The following is an 18,075-nucleotide window of genomic DNA, read 5'->3' as shown; positions in this document are numbered from 1 at the left end:
GGCGATATCCGCGCCATCTGGGCTTCGGAAAGCAGGATCATCTCGCTCATGGCAGCACCCCCTGTGGTGCCGCAAGTGAATCAGTGAGTTGTCCGACCCGCAAGAAAATTAATGGGTCCAGAGCCTAGCATCAATTCCAGCGGGACCGGGACACCGTTTGTTGCAAGAGTGCCAAAGCCACTTGCCCCGAACTCAGATTTGCAGAATTCGCTGCAAGCTCGGATCGTACAAGAAACTGTCTGACAAGTTTATCGACTTTGTCACCATCCGAAAACTGCGACAGATCACCTGAGCCGAACATTGCTTTGCTTCGATTCTGCAGCGTTTCTGCCTGCTTGTCGATATCGATCGCCCCAAAAGATACCGGCAGTCCAAAGGCACGTTCAAATACCGTCCGCAAGGGCGGGTTGCCCAGGACAGTGAACCATTTGGACAAAGAACTTGCCTCCGTTTGGGCGAGTACAGGCAGTTCATGTTCAATATTCAGGGCAAGCCGCATATCTTCATTCTGGGTTCCCACAGCCACGGCAAATTGCTGGGTTTTATAAGGACCAAGAATCTTGTCGGCAAAATCCGAAAGCTTTGTACGTGGCGTGCTGAAGTCGCCAAATCCAAATGCAATCGAAAGTTTCTGATACTGCTTGTTTGCCAGTTTGTTGGCAAGCGCCCCGGTTTTCAAGGTGCCATCTTCAAGAACCTTTCTGATAAAGAACTTGTTCCCTACATCCCCCTCAAGCCCAAAAGCGCCCAGAGCCACCCTCAGCAACCTGGGATCGTTCACCAACTGCTCGGCTGTGGTGATGCTGCCAATCTTTTCACGAAAATAGGCTTCGTCTCGTTTTATGGACGGTTGAGCATTGAATGCGTTGGTCTGCTGCGCCATCGTGCGTTTCAGAAAGGCCCAGCCAGCATAACCACCAATGGGGATGATAGGTGTATAGGTCACGTCGGACCAACTGCCATCAGGCGTTCTTCGCGGGCCAACAGGCTACGCAGACATTTCAATGCCTGATAATGCTGATCTTCCAGAACCGCCTTACTTGCGAGCGTCAGTTGAAGCCGACTGTCCGGATCAGTTAGAACCTGGCTCAGTTGCTCAATCCCGCGCAGCAGTTGCAGCTGTGCATCTTTGGCGGTCACATCCCCAGAAAGCACCAGTTGCGCAATGTAGCAAATGCGGCGAACCGGCGTATTTGCCTCCTCCGGGTGGATCGCGTCGCGCAGGCGCAGGATGTGGGCATTTGGAGTCATAATGGCCAGACGTGAGCGCCGGTCACCGTTCTCGATCACGGCTCCGTTGATCAACACGCGTTCATGCGGACCCAGCTTCAGAACAAGACCGCTCATGTCGCGCCCCCTTGGCCCCGCAACCCTCGCATGATCGCAGTATTGACATCAATCAGGACATCAACCGTAGCACTCCCCTCCAGAACCCGCCGGGTATGAATTTCAGAAAACTCATATAGATAAAAGAGTTGCGCCCGCAAAGTGGAGGGCAGTGTATTTCCGGATGACGCAACATCTGCGGCCAGAGTGGACCAAAGACCCAGGTTGTCTGTCAAAGCCTGCACCAATGCCGGAAAATCGGATTTCCTGTTTTGCCAGGTTGCAGATAGCTTTTGCGTCACGCGTGCAAAAGCGTCGTATTCGATACTGCGCATCGGGCGCAGCGTAGCATCCGGGCGCGTATAGCCCGCTTTGGGGTGAATGAGCACGTTCACGGCGAATCCTTCGCGTTGCACCATCATGTGTCAGGGAAGTGGGCCGGAGTTTCCCCCGGCCCGGACCATCAGCGGAACAGCGCGAGGATGCTCTGTGGCGCCTGGTTTGCGATCGACAGCGACTGGGTTGCCAGCTGCTGCTGCACCTGCAGGGCTTGCAAGCGCGCCGATGCCTCTTCCATGTTCGCATCAACCATCGATCCGATACCGGAGCGGAGCGAGTCGACCAGATTTCCGACAAAGGTGTTCTGAATCTCGATCCGCTTCTGCGCGGTACCAAAATCAGAAGCCGCCTGAATTGCGGTCTGCGTCAACCCTTCGATCACCCCCAACGCCGATGCAGCGCCTTCGCTTGAGGATACATCAATGCTGCTCAGCTTTTCCAGACCGCCGCCGATGGTGTTGCCAGCGGGCGCGTAAACATTCAGCTGTGCTGTAACGTTGTTACCCACGGTGGTGGAGCCGGTGAGGGTAAGTTGGTTGGCAGTGGCACCGGAGCCAACAGCTGCCGACATCTGGGTCTCCAGACCTTTTGACTTTGCATAGTCGTTGAATGCCGAAGCCAGCCCTTTTGCGACATCCGCCGCAGTGTCGCCATCGCGGGCGACGTAGCGGATTTCCTGGATGTTCGCCGTATTCGCGGTCGAAAGGCCCGCTGCACCCGCCGTAAGGGTGATGTTATAGCCATCACCCGCAGCAACCGAACCAGTGACGATGGTCACCGCAGTGGTCGGTGCGGTTGCAGCACCCGTCAAGGCCGTTGCCGCAGTGGTAGCAGCACCGGTTGCCTTCGCCGTGAGCGCAGCACCGGCGGCCAGAGCGGTACCGCCGACAACCGAGGTCGTGGTGCTCAGATCCGCTTTTCCGACGCTGATATTCGACGCCGACACGCTGCCGTCAGATGCACGGTCCAGCGACGAAAGAACGTTGACCGTGCCGCTGCCCGCAGTTTTGGACTTGTTCGACAGAAGGTTCAGGCCGTTGAATTGGGCGGCACCGACAATCGAGCTGATCTGATCACGCAACGCGCCGATATCAGCCTGAATCTTGGTGCGGTCAACGTTCTCTTCCTGCGAGTTGACAACCTTGCCTTTCACTTCCTTCAGCAGGTTGGTGATCTGTTCCGAGGCCGAGCGTGCCACGGCGATGGTCGAAGATCCCAGCGACAAGCTGTCAGAAATCGCCTTGAAGCCACTGACATCCGATTCCATCGTTTTGGAGATGGCCCAGACGGCGGCATTGTCCTTGGCACTCCCGACAGCCTTGCCGGTGGAAATCTCGGCCTGGACCTGGCCCATATTCTTGTTGATGGACTTCATGGTTTGCAGGGCAACCATCGCGCCATTGTTCGTCAGAATGGAAGACATGTTCGTTTCCTTCACACTGCCGCGCTTTTCGCGGCTAAAATTACCGTCAGCCGACGGCTGGAAGGGCATTCTTGCCGTTGCTTTGGGAACAACCCCGCAGCGCCACCCCGACCCCGGGGCGCAAGACCGATACAAACCTCCAACTCCTAATCATAAGTGAATTGCCATTCGCCAATCACCGATGATTTGAAACAATTCAGACGCGCCTCGACGCAGGCGCACCATTCGGGACCGTTGCCTTGTGCCCCTCACGGTCATAGGTGGTAAGCCCCTTGGCAGCTTCTGAAATCTCGGCAACCCGGCGGCGGGCGGCACGCACACCCGACAATGCCGCCTGAAGACAGTGCGCAGTGCGCTCGGCCTCGGCTTTCAAGGCCTTCAGCCGGGCCAGATCATTGGAGGGAACCTGCGCCTCGGCAGTTTCCAGCGCCGGAATCAACGTGGCAAGCTGACCATAATTCCCTGCCATCAAACTATTCCGGACATCTGCCAGAATTGTGTCAATTTTTTTGGTCATGTTTTGACTCCTGTGCCTTGACCAGAGACTCAAATATGCTCTGGGCGAGACCGAGGCCCCCTTTTTCAACAATCCCGCGCGCCTGTTCCGTGCGCAGGAAAGATGAGAACTGCTCTTCACCGATCCCGCCGCCAAACGCATCCGGCGATTCGCCCAAGCCCGCGTGGGCCAGCATCTCTGTCAGAAACGCCACTTCCAGTTCTTTAGCTTTTTCATACAGTTGACCATGATCGTGCTTTTTAGAAAGAGGTGTCGGCAAGGCAGACTCTAAGTACATCCCATCGCTCCGTTTTACTTGAATTGTCCTCAATATCTGCGATCTGAGTAAACAGTCGGTAAGCAATTTCGCGCATTTCTTGGGCAGTCATCATTTGATCCCGGAATGCAGAATGCAGATCACGAATGCGACCCAGCTTCAGTTATCCCCGCCGTCGCCGTCAAAGCAGGCGGAGGATAATTCAGGCACCTTTGCTGCAGTGGTCCAGTCTCTCGGCACCTTGCAGCCCCCCCCGCCCTCGGTCTTGTCGTCACGCCAGACGGCACCGCGCGAAACACCGGCGCAGCCCCAGTCGCCGGGGGATGAAACAGCTGCTTTTCTCATAGCGGATACATCGGGTGGTGACCCGCTCCTCGGAAACAAGGTGGCTTTTGGAGCGGCGCCGAAGCTTCCAGATCAGAATCAGGGGCTGCCACCGGCTAGCCTCAGATCCTATCAAGGGCACGCCGTTGCCTCCCTTTCTGAGATGCCGTTGCAAGCGCCACCGACAGGGTTGGTTGCACCCCCGCCCGACCTGAATTTGGCTGAGGCGTCGCGCACGGAACCGCCGCTTGAAACGGGGCAAACCGACACCCCGCACATTGCTGGCAAGGCTCCCCCACTGCAGAATGTCGCGCCGACGGTTGAAACACATGCCGACACAACCGCCGCTCTTGAGCATCTCTCACCACCGGCAAACGCGCCGGAACTTCCCGCCCTGCAGGATCAACCCGCATCACCGCGCCAACAGGTTTCCGGCGATCCACTTGTGCTGCCCGGCTTGCCGGTCTCACCCACACAAGCAGGCCTGCTGAAAGCTGCGACCATCCAACCCCTGCCAAGGTCGGAGCTGACGGCTGCCCCCGTGCCCTTCAGCCCGACAGACAGCCTTCCTCCACAGACAGACGCGTTTCGCCACCCAAGGCAACCGGCCTCGCCCCGCGAGCAAACTGAGCTTGATGCAGCCGTCCGTCCTGATGCCCGGTATTCACCAGCGCGGTCGGACCTGCCACAAATCACTCTTGGCCAATCTCAGAGAGGACAGGAAGTCCCACTGGCGACGGTTACATCCGCCGCCCCTGCGGCTGCCCCCCCCCCTTCACAGGCTAAAACGCCTCTGCCGATCCTGCCACAGGCTCAGCCCATGCCGTCGCATGACACGGCTTCGGTTGAACCGACCCAGCCAAGCCCGCGCACGCCAACCGCGCAGCCAAGCCCACACGCAACCGGCCCTCAACCTGTAACACGGCCACAAACCCCGGTGGCAGCTGCCGGTCCCGGACCTGCGGCACCGGCTGAGAGCACTCCCCCACAGGCAATCGTGCCCCGGCAGCCATTGCCACAGGCTCAGCCCATGCCGTCGCATGACACGGCTTCGGTTGAACCGACCCAGCCAAGCCCGCGCACGCCAACCGCGCAGCCAAGCCCCCACGCAACCGGCCCTCAACCTGTAACACGGCCACAAACCCCGGTGGCAGCTGCCGGTCCCGGACCTGCGGCACCGGCTGTGAACGTCCTAAAGCCGGAAAGCGCACCCCAGAAGCCCTTGCCACAGGCTCAGCCCATGCCGTCGCATGAGACGGCCTCGGTTGAACCGACCCAGACAAGCCCGCGCACGCCAACCGCGCAGCCAAGCCCCCACGCAACCGGCCCTCAACCTGTAACACGGCCACAAAACCCGGTGGCAGCTGCCGGTCCCGGACCTGCGGCACCGGCTGAGAGCATTCCCCCACAGGCAATCGCGTCCCGGCAGCCATTGCCACAGGCTCAGCCCATGCCGTCGCATGAGACGGCTTCGGTTGAACCGACCCAGCCAAGCCCGCGCACGCCCGCGCAGCCAAGCCCCCACGCAACCGGCCCTCAACCTGTAACACGGCCACAAACCCCGGTGGCAGCTGCCGGTCCCGGACCTGCGGCACCGGCTGAGAGCACTCCCCCACAGGCAATCGCGTCCCGGCAGCCCTTGCCGAAGGCTCAGCTTGAGACGCCCCACCAAACAACCCCGCGCACGACACCGGCCCATCTCGCAACCGCCATCAAACCAGCGGCAAGTCAGCCAGGCAGCGTGGCACCTGCCAGCACCGCACCGACGGCCACGGCTGGCAGCGTTCCACCGCAGGCAGATACACCCCGGCATCCCCTGCCGCACACTCACACCACGCCGCTTGATCAGGTCGAACGCGATGGTGCGCATCCGGCAGCGCCACGTTTCGTCCCGGAGCGGAATGTCTCTGCACAAAATGCCGCTCAGCCCGATCTGTTATCCGCCAGGGTGACAGTTGAGGGGCCAAGGTACACAGCCACCGCCCTGTTCGCCTCGCCGCGGCACTCAACGGCTTCTCCTCCTCCGTCGTCTCCACTGCCGGAAATCGCTCTGATCAGCCGCATTCTGCACACCTTGCCTTCAGCTGTGGTGCAGGCGAACGCAACTCCGACATCCACTGCCCATGTGCCCGGTACGCCGCTGCGGGACTCTGATGCCGAAGCTCTTCCGAAAGCAGGCAGTGATAGGCATAAGGCTGCGCCTTTCGCGCAGTCTGCTCAGTTCAATGATATTCCGGCCAAATCAAACCAAATCTCAGCACCGGCTATGCTGAAGGCAAATGCTAACGGCATGCCTGCGCCCACCAGCACATCGGCACCGGTGCAAACCACAGCTGCAACAGTTCAGGAGGGCGGACAAAAACCGGCTTCGCCACAGCCAGTTGCCGTGCCACTGGGTCAAACCCGCACAGCTGACATGCCAGTTACATCTGCGCAACACCGGACAAACCCGGCCATCCCCCCCCTCCAACGTGCCAGCCCTCCACCACAATTTCTTGACGCATCCTCACGTGCCGCGCCCGAAATGCGCGGAATCGACATGACGCCATTCGCGGTCGACAGAACCATCGCGCCGGACTCAGGTACGAAGCGGGAACCCGTCAAGGCGGGCTCTGTAGCACCCGTCGAAAAGTCTGCGCAGTCCCTGACCACGACTCCCCCCGCAGACAAGAACGCCAGCATCCGGTCGGAGCCTGCAGCCGTCTGGCAAGCGCCTCCGCTGCAAAACGCTCCGGTTCCCACACATACCGGGCAACAGGCGCATTTTTATGCAACCCCGGCCGTCCTGCCGCGGCAAGATCAGGGATCAAGACCACACCGCATCTCGCAGGAAACATCGACTGCCGTAATGAATGCTCCGCAGGTGCAGGCCACGACGATCCCCTACGCCCTGATGTCCGCTGGATCTGCCCCGCCTCCCCCTGATCACAAATCGGCTCAGGCACCAACCGCCCCCCTGCACGGCCAAGGGCTTATGCCGGTTGCCGAACCCGATTCTCAGCCGGCGGTCGGCCACACTGCTCCGCCACCTGCGACAACGGAACTGCCCCGCCGTGACACCAGATCGCCGTCGAAAACAGGCCCCGCCGGCGCAACCGATATCAGAACTACCCCCCCCATCCCGGCCCGGTACGCCGCAGCAAGCGACGCGTCCCTGGCCAACACTGACATGCTTTCGCTGAACCGGGAGGGCGCGGTGCAAAGCCTGTCCGCGCCCTTCACCAGTTCCACCCCGACTGCAGGCACGGGCCCACCACACGTCACCCAACAGGTTGCCCAATCCATCATCCAATCGCTGAAAATGGGCGGCGATGGCCCCATGGCCCTGACGTTGCGCCCAGAAGAGTTGGGACAGCTGCGATTTGAAATCTCGACGACAGGTGACAGACTCGCGGTCATTCTGTTTGTGGAGCGACCCGAAGCGATGGAACTGATCCGCCGTCATGGTGATCAATTGCTGAGCGATCTTCGGCTTTCCGGGTTTAACCAACCCACGCTCAGCTTTGGCGACTGGGCGCAGCGGGATGGTCGCACTGGCACACCATCCGGCCCGCCCCCGGCCTCGACCGCCCCCATCGCCGAGGGCGATTCCCCTTCGATCATCGCTCCCCCTCAACATTTCACCGCCACCGGGCGGCTGGACATCCGGCTCTGAAAGGAAAATTTCATGGACGCTCTGAGCACACAATTCGGCTCACCTGCACCCTCCGCATCGCAACCCCGATCCGCCTTCGCCAGTTCCGACTTTGAGACATTCCTCAAAATGCTGACGGTGCAGATGCAGAACCAAGATCCGATGAACCCGATCGATTCGGCGGATTATGCCGTTCAGCTTGCGACGTTTTCCGGTGTGGAACAGGCCGTGCGCACCAATCAGCTGCTGGAAAACCTGCAATCACAGTTTGGGCTGCTGGGCATGGCGCAACTTGCAGGCTGGGTCGGGCAAGAGGCGCGGGCCGCTGCACCCGTCTATATGGACGGCAGGCCGGTCACCCTGTCGCCCAACCCGGCAGCGGCGGCAAACCGAGCCGTTCTTGTGGTGACTGACTCGCAGAGCCGCGTTGTCTCGCGTGATGATATCCCTGTCTCGGCAGAGCCTTACGAATGGACCGGCACCAGCGCGACCGGCGCGGCGCTTCCGGTCGGCATATATAACCTGTCCCTCGAAAGCTATTATTCTGACGATCTTCTTACCACGACCCCAGTGGAGCATTACGCTCCGATCCTGGAGGCGCGGGGCGGACCGGGTGGAACCAAACTCATCCTGCGAGGTGGAATTGAGGTTCTGGCCACCGATGTTACAGCCTTGCGGGTTCCGTAATGTTTCAATCTTTATGAAACGCCTTGGCCCCTGCCCGGAACGTGCGCAAAAAGGTCTATAAAAACTGCCCCAGCCAAAGCCCGGCTGCCAACATCGCTGCCCCCGTCAGGCCGGTCCAGACCGGCCACCAGTTGCGCTTGGCCTGAACGGTCTTTGGCGTATCGGCCTGCGCGATCAACGCCGCCTCCACCAGTTGCGGCAGCCGCGGGCCAAATCGCGCCAGCACACGGGCCGTCTTGCCCAGATCACGCAACAGGGCGCGCGGCCCGATGTTCTTGGTGATGTAGCCTTCAACGATTGGCTTGGCGACTTCCCAGATGTTGATATGCGGGTCCAGACCGCGTGCGACACCTTCGACCACAACCATCGTGCGTTGCAGCAAGATCAGTTCAGTCCGGGTTTCCATACCAAATCGTTCTGTGACTTCGAACAGATAGGCCAGAAGCCGCGCCATCGAGATCCGGCTGGCATCCATGCCGAAAATCGGTTCCCCCACCGCGCGCAAGGCGCGGGCGAATTCGTCAATGTCCCGGTCAGCAGGCACATACCCCGCCTCGAAATGCACCTCGGCGACACGGCGATAATCTTTGCGGATGAAGCCGAACAGAATTTCCGCATAGACACGCCGCGTATACTCATCAATCCGCCCCATGATGCCAAAATCATAGGCAATGATATTGCCATTGGCCGCGACCTTCAGGTTGCCCTGATGCATGTCGGCGTGAAAATAGCCGTCGCGCAATGCATGGTTCAGGAACAGCTGCAAAACGCGCGCGCCCAGCACCTTGCGGTCATGCCCGGCTGCGTCAATCAGGTCGTTGTCATTCAGACTGATGCCTTCGGCCCAGTCCAGAGTCATCACGCTGCGGCCCGACAGAAACCAGATCGGTCTTGGCACCTGAAACCCGGCGTCGCCCTCGGTATTGGCGGCAAACTCGGCGGCGGCACTCGATTCAAGCCGGAAATCCAGCTCTCCCATGACCACACCCTCAAAGTGGCGGATCACCTCGAGCGGGCGCAGACGGCGCGACGAGGGGGAAATGAATTCAATGGCTTGTGCAGCAAAGTAAAAGGCGTCGATATCCTTGCGGAACGCCCGCTCAATCCCCGGCCGCAGCACTTTGACGGCAACCTCGCGCCCGTCTTCGATCAGCCAGGCCTTGTGGACCTGCGCGATAGAGGCGGCGGCGACAGGTTCGGAAAACTCGCGAAATACCTGATCCACCGGCACATCCAGCTCGGCCTGGATCATCTTTTTGGCGACTTCGATCGGAAAGGGCGGCAACTTGTCCTGCAGATATTTCAGCTGCAGCGACAGTTCATCTCCGACCACATCCGGGCGGGTCGACAGAATCTGGCCAAACTTGATATAGGCCGGGCCAAGGGCGGTCAGCGCGCGGGTGGCGGGTGGCAACGCAGGATCACCGCGCAACCCCAGCGGCTTGAACGGCCAACCTAAGATCCGGGCGACAAAGCGCAGGCGTGGTGGTGCGCGGAACGCCTCCAGCACCACACCGATGGCCCCGGTCCGCTCCAGCGTGGCAAGGGTGCGGATCAGCCGCCAGATGTTGTGGGGGCCCCGCACTTACAGCTTCCATCCGGAATGAAGGGCGGCGATGCCCATGGTCTGATTGCGGTATTTTACCTGCTCAAAACCCGCCTGACGGATCATCGTGGCAAATGCCTCCTGGTCAGGGAATTTGCGGATGCTTTCGACCAGATACTGATAGCTGTCGCGATCGCCCGCCACGATCTGCCCCATCAGCGGAATGACGTTGAACGAATACAGATCATAGGCCTTTTGCATCAGCTCATTCGGAATCTGACTGAACTCCAGCACCATCAGCCGCCCGCCGGGGCGCAGCACGCGGTAAGCTTCGGACAGTGCATCCGCGATCCGGGTCACGTTCCGGATGCCGAAACTGATTGTGTATACGTCAAAGCTGTTGCTCTCGAACGGCAAGGCCATCGCATCGCCCACCACCCAGCCCAGCCGGTCGGCCATACTGTCCGCCTCGGCCCGCTGCCGCCCGGCGATCAGCATCGATTCGGTCATGTCGCAGACCACGGCACTTGCGCCCGGCGCGCGGTTCAGGAAACGGAACGCAACGTCACCCGTACCCCCCGCCACGTCCAGCAGCCGCTGACCGGGCCGCGGGGCGAGCCAATCCATCATCGCATCTTTCCACAGACGGTGAACCCCAACCGACATCAGGTCGTTCATGATGTCGTATTTGCTGGCCACCCGCGTAAAGACGCCATGCACCATCCCGGCCTTGTCGGCCTCTGGTACGGTCTGATAGCCGAAATGCGTAGTGCTTTTGTCGTCGTCGGTCATGGGCCTTGCCCTTTATTGCCTGTCCGTCTTCTTATAGGGCGCATCTGCGCGGCTGCAATGCGCCACCCTGTCCGGGGTGGACCGCGCAAAACAGCAGGAGCTTCCGATCATGCCTGAATTGCCCGAGGTTGAAACCGTGCGCCGCGGTCTGTTGCCGGTGATGGAGGGACAGGTCATCGCGCAGGCCACCGTCAACCGGGACGGGCTGCGCTGGCCGTTTCCCGAGGGCATGGCGGCCCGACTGACAGGCGCGCGGGTGAATACCCTGCGGCGGCGGTCGAAGTATATTCTGGCCGATCTGTCCACCGATGAAACCTTGCTGATTCACCTTGGCATGTCGGGGCGGATGCTGATTTCCGGTCAGATGCTTGGCAGTTTTCATCACGATCACCCCGCCCCGCAAAAGCATGACCATGTGGTGCTGGATATGGCGGGCGGCGCGCGCATCACGTTTAACGACGCCCGCCGGTTCGGGGCGATGGATCTGATGCCGACTGCCACGGCAGAGACGCACCCGTTGCTTGCCGCGCTGGGGCCGGAACCGATGGGGAATGCGTTTGACGAATCCTATCTGGTCGCCCGGCTCAAAGGGCGGAACACGCCGATAAAATCCGCCCTGCTGGATCAGCATATCGTGGCTGGTCTGGGAAATATCTATGTATGTGAAACGCTGTACCGCGCCCGCATCGCGCCCGCGACCAAAGCAGGCGCGCTTACGGCCAAACAGGTCGCCGCTCTTGTTCCCATCATCCGCGAGGTGCTGGCCGAGGCGATCGAGGCTGGCGGCAGCAGCCTGCGCGATTTTCGTCAGGCCGATGGTGAGCTGGGATATTTCCAGCACAGCTTTCAGGTCTATGACCGCGAAGGCCAGCCCTGCGTAACCCCCGGCTGCAGCGCAAAAATCGAGCGGATGGTGCAGTCCGGGCGGTCCTCGTTCTATTGCCCGATATGCCAGCGTTGACTTGCCATCAGGCAAGATACTGCTAGGAGTCACCGCATCGCCCAACCGTGGAGCCCGCGCATGGCCTATGATACCCTGATCGTCGAGGTCGAGGACTATGTTTCCCTGATCCGGCTGAACCGCCCCGACGCGCTGAACGCGCTGAATTCCAAGCTGATGAAGGAACTGGCCAGTGCAGTGCAAGCGGCTGACCGCGATGACAACGTCCGCGTCATCGTGCTGACCGGGTCGGAAAAGGCTTTTGCCGCGGGTGCTGATGTCAAGGAAATGGCCGAAAAGACCTTTACCGAGGTGTATTTCGACAACCTCTTCGGCGTCGAGGCCGAGATCATCGGTCAGGTACGCAAGCCCATCATTGCTGCTGTTTCCGGCTATTGTCTGGGCGGCGGATGTGAGCTGGCGATGCTGAGCGATTTCATCATCGCCTCTGACACCGCAAAATTCGGTCAGCCCGAGATCAACCTTGGCATCGTGGCAGGCATGGGCGGCACCCAGCGTCTGACCCGCTTTGTCGGCAAGTCCAAGTCGATGGACATGCATCTGACCGGCCGCTTCATGGAATCGGCCGAGGCCGAGCGCTGCGGTCTGGTCAGCCGGGTGTTTCCGGCCAAGGATCTGATGACCGAAGTGATGAAGATCGCCGACAAGATCGTGGAAAAATCGCTGCTGTCGTCGATGGCGGTCAAGGAATGCGTCAACCGGGCGCAGGAAACCACGCTGGCCGAAGGTTTGCTGTTCGAGCGCCGGGTATTCCACGCGATGTTCGCCACCGAAGACCAGAAAGAGGGCATGGCCGCGTTTCTGGAAAAGCGTCAGCCGCAGTTCCGCGACAAGTAAGCGGTTTTTCCTATTTTCTTTCGGGGCAAACCATCCTATATGCCGCCCCACATGCGCGTGGGCCCGCTTAGGCAAGAATCATCCCCTCCTATAAGGTGGGGCCTTGGGGCTTTCGTGCGATCGCATTGAATCAGACCCAGGAAAGGCCACCAAATGGCAAATAGTGAACAGTCCAAAAAACGCGCCCGCCAGTCCGAGGCGCGCTATGCCGTGAACAAAGCCCGCCGTTCGCGCATCCGTACCTTTGTCCGTAAAGTCGAAGAGGCAATCGCTTCGGGCAACTCCGAAGCTGCTGTCGAAGCGCTGAAAAACGCACAGCCAGAACTGGCCCGCGGCGTGACCAAAGGCGTGCTGCACAAGAACACCGTCTCGCGCAAAATCTCGCGCCTGTCGTCGCGCGTCAAAGCCCTGTCGACCCCGGCTGCCTGAGTCGTTCTTATCAATTTTGTGTCAAGGGCGTCCTCTTCAGAGGGCGCCCTTTTTTCATGCCTCTCACGGGTTTTCAGGCGCTTTTCCGCCTGCACGTTGCCGATTTGCCAGAGCCCCCGGATTCGCAGAGTTCATTCGTCTGTCAACTTAATAGTTCGGTTGCGAAAGCACCTGTCGGCTTGCTAGCTTCCACAGGCGATTCACTTCGTCTTGGGGGACATGACGCGGTCTTGCGCAACAAACTGAAGGGCCTTGCTGCCAGCTTTGCCGTCAGTTTTTGTTAAAGATCAATGTGTTATGCTGTCTGCGGTCTTTTCCGCACTCAGGTGGTTCTACAGGGTTGGCTTTTCGGGGCCAGCGCTGTCGTTCTGTAATGTGTCCTTACCTGATCCGGTTTCGGGTCAGCCCTTCCTGCATGAGGTGCAGGCAAGGCTGGCCGGGAAATCGGGTGTACGGGGTGTGCGTGAGAAACAAGCCCGACCGGGAAACCGGAGGGGACGGGCATAAAAATAACAGGTCAAAGCGAATGACGAACGAGACGTGGGGACAGGTTCGGGAAGAACTGATCAAGAGGGTCGGGAAGAACAACTACACAACATGGATCGAGCCGCTTCGCCTGTCGCACCTGAAAAACGGCGTCGCCAGTTTTGAAGTGCCTACGACATTTTTCGGCGACTGGGTGTCGCGCAATTTTGCCGACCATATCCGTGGTGAGCTTGCCGTTGCCGGATCGCCGGTCGAACGGGTGGAGTTCACTGTTGGCGCGGTGTCTGACCGGGCACCGGCAGCGCGTCCTGCGGCGCGGGCTGCCAAGACAGCGCGGGCGCGGCTGGACGGGGTAGATGAAGTCACCGGCGCGCAGCTGGAGCAGCGCTTTACCTTTGACAATTTCGTGGTCGGCAAGCCGAACGAACTGGCCCACGCCGCCGCCCGCCGGGTGGCCGAGGGCGGGCCGGTCACTTTTAACCCGCTGTTTCTGTATGGCGGCGTTGGCTTGGGGAAAACCCACCTGATGCACGCCATTGCCCATGAGTTGAAGTTCAGCCGTCCTGACCTGCATGTGCTGTACCTGTCGGCCGAGCAGTTCATGTACCGCTTTGTTCAGGCGCTGCGCGACCGGCAGATCATGGACTTCAAGGAATTGTTCCGTTCGGTTGACGTGCTGATGGTCGATGACGTGCAGTTCATCGCCGGCAAGGACAGCACGCAGGAGGAGTTTTTTCATACCTTCAACGCGCTGGTCGATCAGAACAAGCAGATCGTGATTTCGGCTGACCGCGCGCCGGGTGAGATCAAGGATCTGGAGGAACGCATCCGCTCGCGCCTGCAATGCGGGCTGGTGGTGGACCTGCACCCGACCGATTACGAGCTGCGGCTGGGGATCCTTCAGGCCAAGCTGGAGCATTATTCCAACCAGTACCGTGGCCTGACGATGGCGCCGGGGGTGCTGGAGTTTCTGGCGCACCGGATCACCACCAACGTCCGGGTGCTGGAAGGCGCTTTGATGCGGCTCTTTGCCTTTGCCAGCCTTGTCGGGCGGGAGATCAATCTGGATCTGGTTCAGGAATGCCTGTCCGATATCCTGCGGTCTTCGGAAAAGCGGCTGACGATTGAGGAAATCCAGCGCAAGGTGGCCGAGCATTACAATGTCCGGCTGTCGGACATGATCGGGCCCAAACGGCTGCGGACGATCGCGCGGCCGCGGCAGGTGGCGATGTATCTGTCCAAGCAGATGACCAGCCGGAGCTTGCCGGAAATTGGCCGCCGCTTTGGCGGGCGGGACCACACAACGATCATGCACGGGGTCCGCAAGATCGAGGAGCTGATGGCGGCTGACGGGCAGCTGGCCGATGATGTGCAGCTGTTGAAGCGGTTGCTGCAAAGCTGAGGGCAAGGGCTGCCCACTGTGTTACATCAGGGCAGCCCCTTTGTTTTCAAAGACTTGCATTTTGACTTTAAGGGAAACTTAACGGCTTGGCAGTAAGGCAGCCTCTGGGCCTTGACCTTGCCCGCAAAGCCACACAATGTCGGTTCAAACACTTGTGAACCCGCGAAAAACGGGTATTGTCGGCGTCCCTTAGACGGCCCGACAGGGGGATGGAAGATGAAGCTTTCGATTGAACGCGGCACATTGCTCAAGGCCCTGGCTCAGGCGCAGTCTGTGGTGGAGCGGCGCAACACCATTCCGATCCTGGCCAATGTGCTGATCGAGGCCGAAGGCGCGCAGGTGTCTTTCCGCGCCACCGATCTGGACATCGAGGTGGTGGACCGGGCCCCGGCCATGGTGGAACGCCCCGGTGCGACCACGGTTTCGGCGGTGATGCTGCACGAGATCGTGCGCAAACTGCCCGATGGCGCGCTGGTCAACCTGACCGAAGATCCGGCCTCGGGCCGGTTGTCGATCATGGCGGGGCGGTCGTCGTTCAGCCTTGCCACGCTGCCGAAAGAAGATTTTCCGGTGATGGCAACGTCTGAGTATTCGTCGAATTTCTCGGCCAAGGCGTCTGATCTGCGGCGGCTGTTCGACAAGGCGAAATTTGCAATCTCGACCGAGGAAACCCGCTATTATCTGAATGGCGTGTATCTGCATGTCTCGACCGGCGAAGAGGGTCAGGTGCTGCGCGCTGTGGCAACCGACGGTCACCGGCTGGCGCGGATTGATACGCCCCTGCCCGAAGGCGCGACCGGAATGCCCGGCGTGATCGTGCCGCGCAAAACCGTGAACGAGTTGCGCAAACTGCTGGATGATGACGAGGCCACGATTGCGGTTTCGGTATCGGAGACCAAAATCCGCTTTGCCACGCCCGCCATTACCCTGACATCGAAGGTCATCGACGGCACCTTCCCCGATTATACCCGCGTGATTCCGACCGGGAACACACGGCGGCTGGAAGTGGACGCCAGCGAATTTGCCAAGGCGGTGGACCGCGTGGCCACCGTGTCGAGCGAGCGCAGCCGCGCGGTCAAGCTGTCGCTGGACGAGGACCGCCTGATCCTGTCGGTCAACGCCCCGGATTCGGGCGCGGCCGAGGAAGAACTGGCCGTGGCCTATAGCGATGAGCGGCTGGAGATTGGCTTTAACGCCAAGTATCTGCTGGAGATTGCGTCGCAGGTGGACCGGGAAAATGCGGTGTTCCTGTTCAACTCTTCCGGCGACCCGACCTTGATGCGCGAGGGGAATGATACCAGCGCGATCTATGTCGTGATGCCGATGCGCGTGTAACATCGGTCGATCCGGGGGCCAGCCCCCGGACCCCCGGGATATTTCCAGACAGAAAATGAGGGCGGCGGTTGGGCGGCTTGGCCATAACATCGCTGGTGCTGTCGCAGTTCCGCAGCCATGGCCTGACGCGGCTTGCCTTTGACGGGCGGCCTGTGGCCATTCATGGCCCGAACGGGGCAGGCAAGACCAATATTCTGGAGGCGGTGTCGCTGTTGTCGCCCGGTCGCGGATTGCGGCGGGCGGGAGCGGAGGAGTTGGCGCGGCGTCCCGAAGCGATTGGCTGGAAAATCTCGGCTGAAGTCGATGGGCTGGACGCGCCGCATGATGTGGTGACCTTTGCCGAAGGCACCGATGCGCGGGTGGTGCGGATCGACGGCAAGGCGGCCACCCAGGCCATGCTGGGCCGGGTGCTGCGCATTTTGTGGCTGGTGCCCGCGATGGACCGGCTGTGGATCGAGGCCGCCGAGGGGCGACGGCGGTTTCTGGACCGGATCACCCTGAGCTTTACCCCCGACCATGGCGAGGCGGTGCTGGCCTATGACAAGGCGATGCGCGAGCGCAACCGGCTGCTGAAGGATCAGGTGCGCGATGCGCACTGGTACGGCGTGGTTGAGGCGCGGATGGCCGAGGCGGCGGGGCTGATCGACGCGGGCCGCGCGGCGGCGCTGGACCGGCTGGCGCTGGCGCAGGACGGGGCAGAGACGGCGTTTCCGCGCGCCGATCTGGCACTGGTGCACCCTGAGGGCAGCTATGACGATCTGGCGCTGGTTCTGGCCGGGGGGCGGGCGCGCGACATGGCGGCGGGGCGGACCTTGCAGGGGCCGCACCGGGTGGATCTGGCGGCGGTTTACGCGGCCAAGGGAGTGGCGGCGGGGCAATGTTCGACCGGGGAGCAGAAGGCCTTGCTGATCAGCCTGATCCTCGCGAATGCGCGGGCGCTGCGTGCCGATCTGGGCCGCGCGCCGGTGGTGCTGCTGGACGAGGTGGCAGCGCATCTGGATGCGGCCCGGCGTGCGGCCCTGTACGACGAGATTTGTGCGCTGGGGGCGCAGGCACTGATGACGGGAACAGAGCCGGGGCTGTTTGACAGTCTGGGCGCGCGAGCGCAAAGCGTGGCCGTGACCGAAGCGGGCGGCGTATCAGAGGTGACGGGATGACGGTGACATTGCATCAGCTGGCGCTATACGCGCTGGCCATGGTCGGGCTGTGGGTGATCCCCGGCCCGGTCTGGGTGGCGCTGACCGCGCGGGCGCTGTCGGGCGGCATGGCGGGGGCCTGGCCGCTGGCAGTGGGCGTGGCGCTGGGGGATCTGATCTGGCCGCTCTGCGCGATTCTGGGGCTGGCCTGGGTGCTGTCGCTCTATGGCGATCTGCTGGAGGTGCTGCGCTGGATCGCGGCGGCGGTGTTTGTGGTGATGGGGGTGCTGCTGCTGCGCAAACCGGCGGCGGTGCCGGGGGCGGACAGCCGGATGACGCGGCCCGGCGTCTGGGCCGGGTTTTCGGTCGGCGTGGCGGCGGTGATCGGCAACCCCAAGGCCATTCTGTTCTACATGGGGTTTCTGCCGGGGTTCTTTGATCTTTCGCGTGTGAACGCCTGGGATATTGCCGCGATTCTGCTGGTTTCGGCGCTGATCCCGATGCTGGGCAATCTGGGGTTGGCGCTGTTTCTGGACCGCGCACGGCAGTTGCTGCGCAGCCCGGCGGCGCTTCGGCGGCTGAATGTGGTCTCGGGGGTTTTGCTGATTGCGGTGGGATGTGTGATTCCCTTTAGCTGACCCCCAA

The 18,075-nt window shown here is 61.0% G+C and carries 17 protein-coding genes; 9 read left to right on the top strand and 8 right to left on the bottom strand.

All coding sequences use genetic code 11. The annotated features are described in order from the left end of the window. Nucleotides 1–130: 130 nt before the first annotated feature. The 6 genes from D1012_RS18585 to D1012_RS18560 form a co-directional block, all read right to left on the bottom strand. Nucleotides 131–946 (bottom strand): DUF1217 domain-containing protein, encoded by an 816-nt coding sequence (locus D1012_RS18585; RefSeq protein ID WP_118155629.1) that lies wholly within the window; start codon nt 944–946, stop codon nt 131–133. Then, complete coding sequence (gene flbT, locus D1012_RS18580; RefSeq protein WP_118155628.1) at nt 943–1,347, bottom strand: flagellar biosynthesis repressor FlbT; 405 nt, start codon at nt 1,345–1,347, stop codon at nt 943–945. Before flbT ends, D1012_RS18585 begins: the two co-directional genes overlap by 4 nt. Then, a complete protein-coding gene (flaF, locus tag D1012_RS18575; protein WP_233517178.1) occupies nt 1,344–1,721 on the bottom strand; it encodes a flagellar biosynthesis regulator FlaF in 378 nt (125 codons plus the stop codon). Before flaF ends, flbT begins: the two co-directional genes overlap by 4 nt. Before the next feature lie 68 nt (nt 1,722–1,789). Further along, nucleotides 1,790–3,088, bottom strand: coding sequence for a flagellin N-terminal helical domain-containing protein (locus tag D1012_RS18570; protein WP_118155639.1), 1,299 nt, complete (start codon nt 3,086–3,088; stop codon nt 1,790–1,792). Nucleotides 3,089–3,284: 196 nt separating this feature from the next. After that, on the bottom strand, nt 3,285–3,605 hold the full coding sequence (locus D1012_RS18565; protein ID WP_118155627.1) for a hypothetical protein: 321 nt from the start codon (nt 3,603–3,605) through the stop codon (nt 3,285–3,287). Further along, nucleotides 3,589–3,882: a rod-binding protein gene (locus tag D1012_RS18560; RefSeq protein ID WP_118155626.1), complete on the bottom strand. Its 294-nt coding sequence runs from the start codon at nt 3,880–3,882 to the stop codon at nt 3,589–3,591. Before D1012_RS18560 ends, D1012_RS18565 begins: the two co-directional genes overlap by 17 nt. Before the next feature lie 3,472 nt (nt 3,883–7,354). On the opposite strand from D1012_RS18560, the gene D1012_RS22720 reads away from it, so the two are divergent. Both D1012_RS22720 and D1012_RS18550 read left to right on the top strand, forming a co-directional pair. After that, nucleotides 7,355–7,840 (top strand): flagellar hook-length control protein FliK, encoded by a 486-nt coding sequence (locus D1012_RS22720; protein WP_158569395.1) that lies wholly within the window; start codon nt 7,355–7,357, stop codon nt 7,838–7,840. A 12-nt stretch (nt 7,841–7,852) separates the two neighbouring features. Beyond that, the gene (locus D1012_RS18550; protein ID WP_118155624.1) at nt 7,853–8,506 is read left to right on the top strand and encodes a flagellar hook capping FlgD N-terminal domain-containing protein; all 654 of its coding nucleotides are present in this window, start codon (nt 7,853–7,855) and stop codon (nt 8,504–8,506) included. A 55-nt stretch (nt 8,507–8,561) separates the two neighbouring features. Here the strand turns inward: D1012_RS18550 and ubiB are convergent, their stop codons facing one another. Together ubiB and ubiE are read right to left on the bottom strand one after the other, a co-directional pair. Continuing rightward, nucleotides 8,562–10,091 carry a 2-polyprenylphenol 6-hydroxylase gene (gene ubiB / locus D1012_RS18545; protein WP_118155623.1) on the bottom strand — a complete coding sequence of 510 codons (1,530 nt, stop codon included), beginning with the start codon at nt 10,089–10,091 and terminating at the stop codon, nt 8,562–8,564. Then, a complete protein-coding gene (ubiE, locus tag D1012_RS18540; protein WP_118155622.1) occupies nt 10,092–10,844 on the bottom strand; it encodes a bifunctional demethylmenaquinone methyltransferase/2-methoxy-6-polyprenyl-1,4-benzoquinol methylase UbiE in 753 nt (250 codons plus the stop codon). A gap of 109 nt (nt 10,845–10,953) precedes the next feature. On the opposite strand from ubiE, the gene mutM reads away from it, so the two are divergent. The 7 genes from mutM (at nt 10,954) to D1012_RS18505 (ending at nt 18,068) form a co-directional block, all read left to right on the top strand. Continuing rightward, a complete protein-coding gene (gene mutM, locus D1012_RS18535; RefSeq protein ID WP_118155638.1) occupies nt 10,954–11,805 on the top strand; it encodes a bifunctional DNA-formamidopyrimidine glycosylase/DNA-(apurinic or apyrimidinic site) lyase in 852 nt (283 codons plus the stop codon). Nucleotides 11,806–11,865: 60 nt separating this feature from the next. Next, on the top strand, nt 11,866–12,642 hold the full coding sequence (locus D1012_RS18530; protein ID WP_118155621.1) for an enoyl-CoA hydratase: 777 nt from the start codon (nt 11,866–11,868) through the stop codon (nt 12,640–12,642). A gap of 153 nt (nt 12,643–12,795) precedes the next feature. Beyond that, nucleotides 12,796–13,071 (top strand): 30S ribosomal protein S20, encoded by a 276-nt coding sequence (rpsT, locus tag D1012_RS18525; protein WP_103332077.1) that lies wholly within the window; start codon nt 12,796–12,798, stop codon nt 13,069–13,071. 526 nt (nt 13,072–13,597) lie between these two features. Continuing rightward, the gene (gene dnaA, locus D1012_RS18520) at nt 13,598–14,959 is read left to right on the top strand and encodes a chromosomal replication initiator protein DnaA (RefSeq protein ID WP_233517177.1); all 1,362 of its coding nucleotides are present in this window, start codon (nt 13,598–13,600) and stop codon (nt 14,957–14,959) included. 216 nt (nt 14,960–15,175) lie between these two features. Then, nucleotides 15,176–16,294: a DNA polymerase III subunit beta gene (gene dnaN / locus D1012_RS18515; protein ID WP_118155619.1), complete on the top strand. Its 1,119-nt coding sequence runs from the start codon at nt 15,176–15,178 to the stop codon at nt 16,292–16,294. Between the two features lie 68 nt (nt 16,295–16,362). Further along, nucleotides 16,363–17,451, top strand: coding sequence for a DNA replication/repair protein RecF (gene recF / locus D1012_RS18510; protein ID WP_118155618.1), 1,089 nt, complete (start codon nt 16,363–16,365; stop codon nt 17,449–17,451). Next, a complete protein-coding gene (locus D1012_RS18505) occupies nt 17,448–18,068 on the top strand; it encodes a LysE family translocator (protein WP_118155617.1) in 621 nt (206 codons plus the stop codon). The genes recF and D1012_RS18505 overlap by 4 nt, the downstream gene beginning before the upstream one ends. The last annotated feature ends 7 nt before the right edge of the window (nt 18,069–18,075 follow it).

The organism is Pseudotabrizicola alkalilacus (assembly GCF_003443995.1).
Lineage (GTDB): Bacteria > Pseudomonadota > Alphaproteobacteria > Rhodobacterales > Rhodobacteraceae > Pseudotabrizicola > Pseudotabrizicola alkalilacus.
The sequence above is the reverse complement of the archived record's forward strand: the minus strand, read 5'-3'. Positions and strand labels throughout refer to the sequence as shown.

Coding starts and splice junctions, on each gene's coding strand:
- flbT (WP_118155628.1), bottom strand. CDS start 1,347: ATGAGCGGTCTTGTTCTGAAGCTGGGTCCGCATGAACGCGTGTTGATC.
- D1012_RS18570 (WP_118155639.1), bottom strand. CDS start 3,088: ATGTCTTCCATTCTGACGAACAATGGCGCGATGGTTGCCCTGCAAACC.
- D1012_RS18565 (WP_118155627.1), bottom strand. CDS start 3,605: ATGACCAAAAAAATTGACACAATTCTGGCAGATGTCCGGAATAGTTTG.
- D1012_RS18560 (WP_118155626.1), bottom strand. CDS start 3,882: ATGTACTTAGAGTCTGCCTTGCCGACACCTCTTTCTAAAAAGCACGAT.
- D1012_RS22720 (WP_158569395.1), top strand. CDS start 7,355: ATGCTTTCGCTGAACCGGGAGGGCGCGGTGCAAAGCCTGTCCGCGCCC.
- D1012_RS18550 (WP_118155624.1), top strand. CDS start 7,853: ATGGACGCTCTGAGCACACAATTCGGCTCACCTGCACCCTCCGCATCG.
- ubiE (WP_118155622.1), bottom strand. CDS start 10,844: ATGACCGACGACGACAAAAGCACTACGCATTTCGGCTATCAGACCGTA.
- mutM (WP_118155638.1), top strand. CDS start 10,954: ATGCCTGAATTGCCCGAGGTTGAAACCGTGCGCCGCGGTCTGTTGCCG.
- D1012_RS18530 (WP_118155621.1), top strand. CDS start 11,866: ATGGCCTATGATACCCTGATCGTCGAGGTCGAGGACTATGTTTCCCTG.
- rpsT (WP_103332077.1), top strand. CDS start 12,796: ATGGCAAATAGTGAACAGTCCAAAAAACGCGCCCGCCAGTCCGAGGCG.
- dnaA (WP_233517177.1), top strand. CDS start 13,598: ATGACGAACGAGACGTGGGGACAGGTTCGGGAAGAACTGATCAAGAGG.
- dnaN (WP_118155619.1), top strand. CDS start 15,176: ATGAAGCTTTCGATTGAACGCGGCACATTGCTCAAGGCCCTGGCTCAG.
- D1012_RS18505 (WP_118155617.1), top strand. CDS start 17,448: ATGACGGTGACATTGCATCAGCTGGCGCTATACGCGCTGGCCATGGTC.